Genomic DNA, 12,045 nt, shown 5'->3' on the forward strand with positions numbered 1-12,045 from the left:
ATCAGCCTGGCTTGCGAGCGTGACAAGGGCCGGAATCTCCGGCCCTTGTGCTTTCGTCCAGGATGATTGACGCCGGCCGCGGCTTGCTCTACCAGAGTGCCAGCGCCTTCACCGTCGCCTCGCGCACCTGCTCCACCACGCTCTCGCGCCAGTCATCGGCATCGCCGTAGAACGCATGCCACATCGCCTGCCGGATCAGGTTGCGCTGCCCTTCGTCCGCCTCGGGATGCAGATGCAGCCAGTGGTCGCCGCGCAGCGCATCCAGCACCTCCGTGACCGGCACCGTGCCGAACTCGAGCGCGATGCCGCTGTAGTCCAGCGCCGGCAAGGTTTCCGGCGCCGCCACCCACGCCATGCCATTGAGATTGGCCGAGGCAGACGAGCCGTCGTAGATCGACGTGACATTGCGGCCCCAGATGGCACGCACCCTGTCGATATGCTCCGCATGGTCCGGCCCCATGTAGATCGGCTCCCCATAGCCCCACGGCCCCAGGCCGGTGTGCACATCGATCCAGCGCAGGGCCTCGCGCCCGGCGCCGAAGCGCGCCAGGATGCGGCGCAGCGTGTAGTTGCTCCATGTCGCCTTGTTGCCACCGAAGAACAGCCCTTGCGGTGCCTGGTACTGGCCGGCGCTCACCGCCGCCTGATACCAGGGCAAGCCCTTCTCGGCCACCGTCTTCATCAGCGCGGCCTGGTCGGCCTCGGAAGGCGGCCAGTGCTCGGGCAGCAGCATGGGCGCCACCTCGGCGTACGGCGCGTTGTCGGGCAGCGGCTGGGTGAAATCCATGAAATTGCGGTTGAGGTCAACGTTGTCCTCGTTGACACGCCGCATATGCGAGAAGCCATAGGGATTGACCGCGTGCACCAGCAGCAGCGCCACGCCGGCGCCGGCGCACGCCTGCAGCAGTTCCGTGTCGCCCAGCATGGCAACCTGCGCCCCGGAGCCGCAGAACCCTTCCACGCCGTGCATGCCGGAGGTCACCATGAGCATGCGCCTGGCCTCGGCATCGCCCACCCAGGCGACATCCATGGCGAGTTCCTCGTCGGCGCAGCCGCGCTTGGTGGGATGGGGGAAATCGGTCAGGGTGCCGCCGGCAGCCTGGGCCGCGTCACGGAATTTCTGCCGGGCTTCGGCATAACTGCGGGAAAAGCTGGTGTGCAAGGACATGACAGCAGATTTCGCGCTCGGCGAGGAGTAGGGGTGCCGCTATTAAACGCCAACTTGCCGGGTATTGCCATCCGAAGCCACCCGAAGCCGGCCAGCTAGCTTTTGCCGGCCTTGCCGCCCTTGGCATCCACCGGCGCCACCTCACGCAGCAACAGGGAGCGGAACGCATGCGGATGCATCTGGATGCCTGCCGCGGCGATCTGGGCGGCGGACAGCACCAGGTGGCGCGCCAGCCAGTCATGGATGCTGCGCAGGAAGCGGCGCTGCTCGACGCGGTTGGACTCCTGGATCACGCGCTCCAGCTTGACGTGCGCGGTATAGACATCGAGCAGGTTGATGGTCTTGAGCTTGGGCGGGGTGGTTGCGCTGCGCTCGATGGCGAGGATGCGCTTGACCTGGGCATCCGGCAGCTCGCCGGTTTCCAGGTAGGACTGATACACCTCTTCGAGGGCAGGAAAACGCACGGTGGGCTGGACGCGCGGCACGCTAGCCACCTTCTCCATGCGCAGCACCAGGTAGCGGATGGCCGACGCGCGCCGCAGCGCGGCGTCGCTGGCCTTGCTTTGGCGGCCGCCGCCCGCCGCGCCGCGGGCACGCGGCGCGGCGGGGCCGGTGGCCTCGAACGCCTCGTTGTCCGGCGCGGTCGCCTCGGGCACGGGCACGGGCTGGCCGGCGTCCCGCTCGGTGTAGTCCGGCACCAGGTACAACAGGTCCGGCTCAGCGAGCACGGCCCGCGCGCAGGCCTCGCCAAAGGGGTGCTCGTGGCCTTGTCCGTCGCGCAGGATAAAGGCCTGGCCGTTGCCAAAGCCGTGGTGGCGGCCACGGCCGACCTTCTGCCGGCAGCGTGTTCCGGGTTCGACAAAATCCTTGCGTACGGGAGTCCAGCTTTCGTCCACTGTTTGAATCATGAGTCCGGGTGTGACTGAGTGAAGCGGTGAACGCCGTAATGCGGCGGGCCACCGTACCGCCATTGTCCCATGCCGGGACTTAGCGCCCCCTCGGCCAGGCAAAACTGACCGGCCCTTGATCTTCCGCCTGAATCAACCGCTGAACTTTGGGAATTTTCCCAGCTCACCGAGAGGGAAAGGATGCCAGCATTTGATCACCCGAGTGCTTCCCAGATATCAAATGATATTCAAGCCGCCGCCTGGCGCCGCGCGACCAGTGATCCTGCTCAACCTCCTGATCCTGCTGAGTGCCATACCGCTCGATGTCATGTTGCCATCGTACCCGGACCTGGCCAGCTACTTCCGTGCCAATATCACAGATATCGTAGCGTCCATTGGCATCTTCGCCATTGGATTCTCAATTGCGCAATTGTTCGTCGGCCCGCTTTCGGACCGCTTCGGACGCAAGAAGCTCTTAGTGGCCGGACTGATTTGCGCCATTGCCGGTGCAACAGGCTGCCTTCTTGCGCCGGACTATCAGGCGTTCATCGTTTGCCGCATTCTTCAATCCGCCGGCTGTGCTTGTTTTATCCTCGCGCAAGCCATTGTGCAGGATGTATTCAAAGGGCAAGACGGCGTAAGCATTCGAATCATCACGACTACGCTCGGCGGAATCTACATTGCGTGCGCGCCGCTACTGGGCTCGCTACTGCAATCGATCCTGGGATGGCGGGGCAGCTTCCTACTGTTCGTAACAATCGCCGTCGTCATACTGCTATATGCTACAAACCACTTCAATGAGACCGCCACAGTGCGCCGCGGAGGATTTTTCTTCTACGGCAGAGAATATTCGAGAATTCTCAGAAACCGCATCTTCCTTGCCTACTCCCTGATTGGAGCGCTGGCATTCTCCTGCCACCTTGCCTTCGTCATCGTTTCGCCAATCCTGTTTCTCGAGACACTGAAGATGGACAACTACCAGTACTCCCTGGTGTTGCTGATCTATGGTCTTGCCTACTTGACCGGCGGCTTTGCCGCGACATACGCCGCAAAGCGGATGGAGACACACGATCAGATCAGGCTCGGCCTGATGTTCATGGCGATATCAGGTGGAGTGATGTGGCTAATGCTGCTATGCGAAATTCCCCTCGCGCTTACAGTGCTGCTTCCCATGTTGCTATGTACGGCCGGAGCGGTGCTCGTCCGCCCCGCAACGGCTACCGAAGCGATGACACTGTTCGATGAGATTGCTGGAACAGCGGCGGCAGTGGGCGGCACTATCAGATTTGCTGCTGCGGGAGTCGCGGGCGGCATCGTGAGCAAGTTCGGCGAGAACACAGCCCAGAGCCTGTCCCTGACCATCCTATCGTCCGGCGTCGCGGGCATGCTCGCCTTCCGGCTGCTCAAAGGAACCACTCCCTCCAAAGCGACATGAGTCAGTGGTTCGGATTGATCAGTCCTCTATGCATGCCTGCCACCATCCACTAGGCGCAAATTGATTATCGCGCCCTACTTCAGCATGAACGACATCGCCGACAGGCAGTTCAGCATGCGCACGGCCGCCTGCACCGAGGCGGCATCGAATGCCAGCGTCACGCCATCCACTCGCTCCAGCGCGGGCCACTGGCAGAACAGGTCGGCATAGGCCGGGCCCTGGGTCTGCAGTTGGCAGCGGATCGGGCCGCTGATGTTCAAGGCTTGCCCACCCTGCTCGCGCACGGCCTGCTCGGCCGCCGCGGCAATTGCCTCGCGCGCCGCGGCGGGCGACAGCGTGGTGCCGCTGCCCTGACCGCCCGCTTCCTTGGTCTGGACGTAGCGCGCCCAGGGCATCAACGGGCGGGTTTCATCCACGAAGACATCGTCGCCGCTGGCCATCAGCACCGGCACGCCGAATTCCCCGCCAGCGCGCCGTAGATCCCGGCCTCGCCCAATTCCTGGCCGTTGAGCCAGATGCGGGCGAACGCGCCGCTGTTGATGGTGTGGGCCAGGATGCCGCGGCTCTGCGCGCGGCCGTGGTAGCCGACCATGAAAACGCCGTCGCAGCCGGGCACGCCGGCCATCATGCCGAGGTAGCGCGGCTTGCCGAGTACCAGGCGCGCGCGCGGATCGAGCAGGTCGGGCAACAGGTTGCGGAAGCCGCCGTGCGAGTCGTTGACCAGCACGTCGGTGGCGCCGCCGGCGAAGGCGCCCTGCACCGCGGCGTTGGCCTCGGCCGTCATCCAGGCGCGGGCGCGTTCGTACTCGCCGTTGCCTGCGCGGGTCTGCTCGGCGTGGAAGACGCCGGCCACGCCTTCGATGTCGGTGGAAATCAGGATCTTCATGCGGTGGGGAGTCAGTTCGTCTGGGGCAACGGTTGACGCGCGAGCCGCTGCGGCAGCTCGGGCATCAGCTCGCGCAGTGCAACGCGCTGGTGGCCATTGCGGCCTTGCACGGTCTCGGCCTGCCACAGCGCATGCAGAATGGCCTGCTCGACGCTGTCGGCGGCGGCGTGGAAGAGCGCGTCGAGGCGCGTTTCGTGGAGCATCGCCAGCGCCGGCATGGGCGCGTCGGCCAGCTGCGGCACGGTGTAAGCGGTAGAAAAAGCGAGCGCGATATCGCCCGAGCCGTGGCCGAACACCGAGCCGGTGCGCGCCAGGCCCGCGCCCGCGCGCAGCGACAGCCGGCGCAACTGGCGCGCGTCGAGCGGCGCGTCGGTGGCAACGATCATGATGATCGAGCCCTTCTCCGGGCCGGACTCCAACTGCGGCGCCTGCGCCTGCGCCTGCAGCCGCTCGGCCAGCAAGCCACCAACGCGCGTGCCGGCCGCGGTGAAGGTGGGCAAGGTGCCAAGCTTGGACTGCACCAGCACGCCCACATGGTATTCGCCCACCTGGCGCGAGGCGGAGCCGATGCCGCCTTTCAGCCCGAACGACGACATCCCGCGCCCCGCCCCGACCGCGCCCTGCGCGAACGCCGTGCCGGCCGCGGCGCAGGCATCCGCGTAATGCGCTTGCTGCACGGCCATCGCCTGGATGTCGTTCAGGTAGCCGTCATTGCACTCGAACACCAATGGATTGACGGTGGGCCAGGCGCGGCCGATCTCCGGGTTGGCCGCAATGGCCTGCCGGATCTGCGCCTGCGCCAGCGCCCCCACGGCAAAGGTGTTGCTCAGCGCGATGGGCGTCTCCAGCACGCCGAGCTCTTCCACCTGCACCAGGCCCACGCTCTTGCCAAAGCCGTTGAGCACCGTGGCAGCGGCTGGCACCTTGTCGGTGAACAGGTTGCCGGCGTGCGGCAGCACCACCGTCACGCCGGTCTGGCAGGCGCCCTCGGCCAGCGTGCAGTGGCCCACCGCAACGCCGGGCACGTCGGTGATGCTGTTGCGCGCGCCGGCCGGCAGCGCGCCGATATGCGGCATGGCTTCAGACATGTGATGCGACATGTGATGCCGCCCCTTAGCGCCGGTCGATCTTCGGATCGAGCGCGTCGCGCAGGCCGTCGCCCAGCAGGTTGAAGGCCAGCACGGTGAGGAAGATCGCCAGGCTAGGGAAGATCGCCACATGCGGCGCGGTCACCATGTCGGCGCGCGCCTCGTTGAGCATCGCGCCCCACTCCGGCGTGGGCGGCTGCGCGCCCAGGCCCAGGAAGGACAAGCTGGCGGCGGTGATGATCGAGGTGCCGATGCGCATCGAGAAGTACACCACGATGGACGAGATGGTGCCTGGCAGGATGTGGCGCATCAGGATGGTGAAGTCGGACGCGCCGATGCTGCGCGCGGCTTCCACATAGGTCAGGCGCTTGAGCATCAGCGTATTGCCGCGCACCAGGCGGGCAAAGGCCGGGATGCTGAACACCGCTACCGCGAAGATCACGTTGGTCATGCCGTTGCCGAGGATGGCCACGATGCCGATCGCCAGCAGGATGCCGGGGAAGGCAAACAGCACGTCGGAGATGCGCATCACGATGCGGTCCCACCAGCCTTCGTAGTAGCCGGCCAGCAGGCCGAGCACGGTGCCGACGATGGCGCCGATGATCACCGAGAAGAAGCCTGCCGCCAGCGAGATGCGGGCACCGGCCAGGATTCGGCTGAAGATATCGCGCCCGAGCGAATCGACGCCGAACCAGTGCGCGGCGGAGGGGCCGGCATTGAGCGCGTCGTAGTCGAAGAAGTTCTCCGGATCGTAAGGCACCAGGTGCGGGGCGAGGACCGCCACCGCCACCAGCAGCAGCACGAACACGCCGGCGCCCAGCGCCAGGTGCTGCTTGCGGAATTTGCGCCAGAACTCGGTCCAGGGCGTGCGCACGGCTTCTTGCGCGGCGGCTGCGGCGGCAACGGCGGGCTCGCCATTGGCGGGCGTGGATAGCTGGGTCATGCCGGCCTCACTTACTTGTAACGAATGGCGGGGTTGATGACGGTGTACAGCACGTCGACCACCAGGTTGATCAGGATGAACTCGAGCGAGAACAGCAGCACCTCGGCCTGGATGACCGGGTAGTCGCGCATCTCGACCGCGTCCACCAGCAGGCGTCCGAGGCCAGGCCAGTTGAATACCTTTTCCACCACGATCGAGCCGCCCAGCAGGAAGCCGAACTGCAGGCCCATCATGGTCACCACCGGAATCATGGCGTTGCGCAGGCAGTGCTTGGCCACCACCAGGAATTCGCCCACGCCTTTGGCGCGCGCGGTCCGCACGAAATCTTCATTCAGCACCTCGACGAAGGAGGCGCGGGTAAAACGCGCCATCACGGCGGCCACCGCGGCGCCCAGCGTGATCGACGGCAGGATGTAGTGCTTCCAGGTATCGGCGCCGATCGACGGCAGCCAGCCCAGCTGCACCGAGAACACTTCCATCAGCAGCATGCCGAGCGCAAAGGCGGGAAACGAAATGCCGGACACCGCCAGCGTCATGCCGAAGCGATCGGGCCAGCGGTTGCGCCACACGGCCGAGCTGATCCCGATCACCATGCCGAAAATGACCGCCCACACCATCGAGGCCAGCGTCAGGTACAGGGTCGGCATGAAGCGGTCGCCGATTTCCTCGCTGACTGGACGCTTGGTGCGCAGCGAATTGCCAAACTCCCAGCGCAAGGCGTTCGAGAAGAAACGCACGAACTGCTCGGGCAGCGGCTTGTCCAGGCCGAGATCGCGGCGCACCAGCTCCACCGTGGTCTGGTCGGCCTCGGGGCCGGCCGCGAGCCGGGCGGGGTCGCCCGGCAACAGGTGGACGAACAGGAACACCAGCACTGCCACGATCAGCAATGTGGGGATCACGCCCAGGAATCGTTTGAGAAAGTAATTCAGCATGAAGCACCGGATGATTAAAGACCGCGGGCCGCCCGCCCTGCCCCCGCGACTGTGGGCAGGCGGCCGTGCACGGCTTACTGCGCTGTACCGCTAAGCGATGACTGACCGCGTGGCACCGCTCTGATGGGACGTGCCTCGCGTCAAGCCAATGCGCTTACTGCTTGATGTCGATGTCGTCGAAGCTGAACGAGCCGTCGGGCATCACGTAGGCGCCGGTCAGGCGCTTGGCGCGCGCGAACAGCACCTTCTCGGTCACCAGGAACGCCCAGGGTGCATCCTTCCAGATCTGCTCCTGCGCATCCTTGTACAAACGTGCCTTCTCGCCACGGTCGGTGGTGCGCAAGGCACCGGCGATGTCGGCATCGACCTGGTCGTTCTTGTAGTACGCCGTGTTCAGCAGCTTGGGCGGCATCGATTCGGAGGCCAGCAGCGGACGCAGCGCCCAGTCGGACTCGCCGGTCGACGACGACCAGCCCACGTAGTACATGCGCACGCCGGCGTCTTCCGGCTTCTGCACGCTCTCGACCTTCTCGACGCGCTGGCCGGCTTCGAGCGCTTGCACGGTCGCCTTGATGCCGACCTGCTGCAGCTGCTGCTGCACGAACTGGATCACCTTCTGCGCGGTGGTGTGGTTGTACGCGGACCACAGCGTGGTCTCGAAGCCATTCGGGTAGCCGGCTTCCTTGAGCAGCGCGCGCGCCTTGGCCGGGTCATACGGCCACGGGCCCAGCTTCTCGGCGTAGTCCACGCCCGCGGGCACCACGCCGTCCATCGGCGTGGCATAGGTGGCGAACGCCACCTTGGCCAGCGCTTCCTTGTTGATGGCGTAGTTGATGGCCTGGCGCACCTTGGGGTCGTTGAACGGCTTGACCATGGTGTTCATGCTCAGGTAGCGCTGGATGATCGACGGCGAGGCGATCAGGTCCACCTTGGCATTGCCCTTGAGCACGGCCGCCTGCTCGAACGGAATGCTGAAGGCGAAGTCCGCTTCGCCGGTCTGCATGATGGCGGCGCGGGTGTTGTTGTCCACCACCGGCTTCCAGGTGATGGTGTCGATCTTGGGATAGCCGGTCTTCCAGAAACCGGCAAACTTCTTGCCCTTCAGGTGATCGGGCTGCTTCCACTCCACGAACTCGAACGGGCCGGTGCCGACCGGATGGAAGGCGATGTCCTTGCCATATTTCTGCAGCGCGGCGGGCGAGATCATCACGGCGGACGGGTGGGCCAGCACGTTGATGAAGGGCGAGAACGGCTCCTTCAGCGTGACCTTGACGGTGTTGGCGTCGATCACGTCGGTCTTGGCCACGCGGTTGAACAGCGTGTAGCGCTTGAGCTTGTTGGCCGGGTTGGTCACGCGGTCGAAGTTGGCCTTGACGGCGGCGGCATCGAAGGTGGTGCCGTCGTGGAACTTCACGTTCTTCTTCAGCTTGATGGTGTACGTCAGGCCATCCTTGCTGGCTTCATAGCTCTCGGCCAGCACGTTGACCAGCTTCATGTCCTTGTCGAAGCCGAACAGGCCTTGGTAGAAGGACTTGGCGGCGGCTTGCGACAGCGTGTCGTTGGCGTCGTACGGGTCGAGCGTGGTGAAGGTGGAGTACACCGCCATCACGGCGTCCTTGGCGGCAAAGGCGGGACCTGCGCCGAGCGCGGCCAGGGCCAGGCCACCGGCGATCAGCTTGGAAGGGGCCAGACGAAAACGGGTCATCATCGATTCTCCTTGGGGTTGCGTCGGTTCATTACGTCGGTTCATGCGTCGGCTCATGCGTCGGCTCAGTAGGCGCCGCCGATGGCGTGCCGGGCTACAAAATGATGGGAAGCGGCGTTGCCGCCGACCGCCACCAGGGGCTGCACCAGCGGCTCGTCGCCAAGTGCGCGGATCGGGCTGGGCATCTCCTCCAGGAGCGGCTCGCGCTTGAGGTGGCGGCGCGCCGGATCGGCGATCGGCACCGCCGACATCAGCTTTTTGGTGTACGGGTGCTGCGGGTTTTCAAAGATGGCGCGGCGCGGGCCGATCTCGACGATCTGGCCCAGGTACATCACCGCCACGCGGTGGCTCACGCGCTCCACCACCGCCATGTCGTGCGAGATGAACAGGAATGCAATGCCCATCTCGCGCTGCAGGTCCAGCATCAGGTTGACGATCTGCGCCTGGATGGAAACGTCGAGCGCGGAAACCGATTCATCGGCAACCACCACCTTCGGGTTCAGGGCGAGGGCGCGCGCGATGCAGATGCGCTGGCGCTGGCCGCCCGAGAACTCATGCGGGTAGCGCGACGCGTGTGCGGCCGACAAGCCCACCTTTTCCAGCAGCCAGGCCACGCGCTGCTCGGCCTCCTTGCCGCTGGCCACCTTGTGCACCAGCAACGGCTCCATGATCGAGTAGCCCACCGGCACGCGCGGGTCTAGCGAGGCGAACGGGTCCTGGAAGATGAACTGGATATTGCGGCGCAGGGTCTGCAGCGCACTGCCGTGCATGTGGCTGATGTCCTGGCCATTGAACTCGATGCTCCCGCTCTGGCTGTCGACCAGGCGCAGCAGCGAGCGGCCGGTGGTGGATTTGCCGCAGCCGGATTCGCCCACCAGCGCCAGCGTCTCGCCGGGGTATAGGTCAAAGCTCACGCGCTCCACCGCATGCACGCGGCGCGCCACGCGGCCCAGCAGGCCGCCGGGCACGTCGAAGCGGGTCACCAGGTCGCGCACGCGCAGGATCGGCGAGGCGTCCACCGCCACCGTGTCCTGCGGCACCGGCGCCACCGGCTCGCCCTGGTCCAGCTGCACCAGCGGGAACTTGGCCGGCCAGTCGGTGCCGCGCATGGCGCCCAGCTTGGGCACCGCGGACAGCAGCGCGCGGGTGTAGGGATGCGCGGGCTTGCCGAAAACTTGCTCGGAGGTGCCCTCCTCGACCTTCTCGCCGCGGTACATCACCAGCACGCGGTCGGCCACTTCGGCCACCACGCCCATGTCGTGGGTGATGAACACCACGGCCATGTCCATCTCGGACTGCAGGTTGCGGATCAGTTGCAGGATCTCGGCCTGGATGGTGACGTCGAGCGCCGTGGTGGGCTCGTCGGCAATCAGCAGCGCCGGCTTGCACGACAGCGCCATGGCGATCATCACGCGCTGGCGCATGCCGCCGGAGAGCTGGTGCGGGAAGCGGTCCAGCACGCGGCGCGCCTCGGGAATGCGCACGATCTCCAGCATGCGCAGCGCTTCGGCGCGCGCCTGGGCGCGGCTCTTGCCCTGGTGCAGGCGGATCGATTCGGCAATCTGCTCACCCACCGGGAATACCGGGTTGAGCGAGGTCATCGGCTCCTGGAAGATCATCGCCACGTCGCTGCCGCGCACGCGGCGCATGGCGGCGCCATCGGCGGTGGCGAGATCGAGCACCTGGCCATTGCGCCTACGCAGCGCCATGCTGCCGGTGGCGATCTTGCCGCCGCCGTGTTCCACCAGGCGCATCAGCGCGAGCGAGGTCACCGACTTGCCCGAGCCCGATTCGCCCACCACGGCCAGCGTCTCGCCACGATCGACGTGGAAGGACAGGTTACGCACGGCTTCCACCGTGCGCTCCGAGGTGGAGAAACGCACGGTGAGATCGTTGACGGCTACCACGCGTTGCGGTGGCAGGACGATGGTCGACTGGGAAGAGGATGCAGCCACTGGGCCCCCTTAGTGCCTAGGTTGATGCTTTGCTTGATGCTTTGCTTGATGCGTGCTTGCTGTGCGGATGCCGCCGTCGTGCTCGCGCGCGCTCAGCCGTAGATCCACACATTGACCGGCTCGCCCACCCGGGCGAAACCGCGGTACATGCCTTCGGTATTGAACGGCAGCGTGACGTTGCCCTCGCGGTCCACGGCGATCAGGCCGCCGCGGCCTTCGATGGCGGGCAGCTTTTCCATCACCACGCGGCGTGCGGCTTCTTCCAGCGGCACGCCCGCATAGCGCATCTGCGCCGCCACGTCGTACGCGGCCACGGTGCGGATGAACATTTCGCCGGTGCCGGTGGCGGACACCGCCGCCACGTCGTCGGCAAAGCAGCCGGCGCCGACGATGGGCGTATCGCCCACGCGGCCTACCTGCTTGTTGGTCACGCCGCCGGTGGAGGTCGCCGCAGCCAGGCGCCCCTGCGCATCGACCGCCACCGCGCCTACCGTGCCGAACTTGGTGTCGGGATCGATGGGCTCGGCGGCCAGCGTGGCGGCGTCGTGGTCCAGCAGGGTCATGCTGCTGGCGGCGCGCGCGCGTTCCCACTGATCGGTGCGCGCCTGCGTGAAGTAATAGTCGGGCGTCACCAGTTCCAGGCCCTGGGCCTCGGCAAAGGCTTCCGCGCCCTCGCCGGCGAACAGCACGTGCTGGCTTTTCTCCATCACCGCGCGCGCAGCCAGCACCGGGTTGCGCAGGCGCTTGACGCAGGCCACCGCGCCGGCGCCCAGCGTGGCGCCGTCCATGATCGCGGCGTCCAGCTCGTAGGTGCCGGCGTGGGTCAGCACCGAGCCGCGGCCGGCGTTGAACAGCGGGCAATCCTCCAGCAGGCGCACAGCCTCGGTGACGGCATCGAGCGCGCTGCCGCCGTCGGCCAGCACGCGCTGGCCGGCTTCAAGCACGGCGCTCAGCGCGGCGGTGTATTCGGCTTCCTTGGCGGCGTTCATGGCGGCACGGGTGATGGTGCCGGCGCCGCCGTGGATAGCAATGACTGGGGTGTTCAT

Annotated in this window: 9 protein-coding genes and 1 pseudogene; 1 reads left to right on the top strand and 9 read right to left on the bottom strand. The window is 66.2% G+C overall.

Annotated features, from left to right (window positions below; translation table 11 throughout):
* Positions 1-88 precede the first annotated feature (88 nt).
* Both OMK73_RS18345 and OMK73_RS18350 read right to left on the bottom strand, forming a co-directional pair.
* Positions 89-1,168, bottom strand: coding sequence for a M14 family metallopeptidase (locus OMK73_RS18345; RefSeq protein ID WP_267603367.1), 1,080 nt, complete (start codon positions 1,166-1,168; stop codon positions 89-91).
* Between the two features lie 95 nt (positions 1,169-1,263).
* The gene (locus tag OMK73_RS18350) at positions 1,264-2,076 is read right to left on the bottom strand and encodes a hypothetical protein (RefSeq protein ID WP_267603368.1); all 813 of its coding nucleotides are present in this window, start codon (positions 2,074-2,076) and stop codon (positions 1,264-1,266) included.
* Positions 2,077-2,332: 256 nt separating this feature from the next.
* Between OMK73_RS18350 and OMK73_RS18355 the strand changes: the two genes are divergently transcribed.
* Positions 2,333-3,490: a Bcr/CflA family efflux MFS transporter gene (locus tag OMK73_RS18355; RefSeq protein WP_267603369.1), complete on the top strand. Its 1,158-nt coding sequence runs from the start codon at positions 2,333-2,335 to the stop codon at positions 3,488-3,490.
* A 74-nt stretch (positions 3,491-3,564) separates the two neighbouring features.
* Here OMK73_RS18355 and OMK73_RS18360 read toward each other — a convergent pair.
* The 7 genes and pseudogenes from OMK73_RS18360 to OMK73_RS18390 all read right to left on the bottom strand — a co-directional run bounded on the left by OMK73_RS18360 (position 3,565) and on the right by OMK73_RS18390 (position 12,045).
* A pseudogene (locus OMK73_RS18360) lies at positions 3,565-4,376 on the bottom strand (M55 family metallopeptidase).
* A gap of 11 nt (positions 4,377-4,387) precedes the next feature.
* Positions 4,388-5,464 (bottom strand): P1 family peptidase, encoded by a 1,077-nt coding sequence (locus OMK73_RS18365; RefSeq protein ID WP_267603371.1) that lies wholly within the window; start codon positions 5,462-5,464, stop codon positions 4,388-4,390.
* A gap of 25 nt (positions 5,465-5,489) precedes the next feature.
* Positions 5,490-6,407, bottom strand: coding sequence for a glutathione ABC transporter permease GsiD (gene gsiD, locus OMK73_RS18370; protein ID WP_267603372.1), 918 nt, complete (start codon positions 6,405-6,407; stop codon positions 5,490-5,492).
* An 11-nt stretch (positions 6,408-6,418) separates the two neighbouring features.
* A complete protein-coding gene (gene gsiC / locus OMK73_RS18375) occupies positions 6,419-7,339 on the bottom strand; it encodes a glutathione ABC transporter permease GsiC (RefSeq protein ID WP_267603375.1) in 921 nt (306 codons plus the stop codon).
* 154 nt (positions 7,340-7,493) lie between these two features.
* The gene (gene gsiB / locus OMK73_RS18380) at positions 7,494-9,047 is read right to left on the bottom strand and encodes a glutathione ABC transporter substrate-binding protein GsiB (RefSeq protein WP_267603377.1); all 1,554 of its coding nucleotides are present in this window, start codon (positions 9,045-9,047) and stop codon (positions 7,494-7,496) included.
* A gap of 62 nt (positions 9,048-9,109) precedes the next feature.
* Positions 9,110-10,999 (bottom strand): dipeptide ABC transporter ATP-binding protein, encoded by a 1,890-nt coding sequence (locus OMK73_RS18385; RefSeq protein WP_267603379.1) that lies wholly within the window; start codon positions 10,997-10,999, stop codon positions 9,110-9,112.
* Between the two features lie 92 nt (positions 11,000-11,091).
* Positions 11,092-12,045, bottom strand: a complete 954-nt coding sequence (locus tag OMK73_RS18390) for an isoaspartyl peptidase/L-asparaginase family protein (protein WP_267603380.1) — start codon at positions 12,043-12,045, stop codon at positions 11,092-11,094.

It is taken from the genome of Cupriavidus sp. D39 (assembly GCF_026627925.1).
Classification (GTDB): domain Bacteria; phylum Pseudomonadota; class Gammaproteobacteria; order Burkholderiales; family Burkholderiaceae; genus Cupriavidus; species Cupriavidus ulmosensis.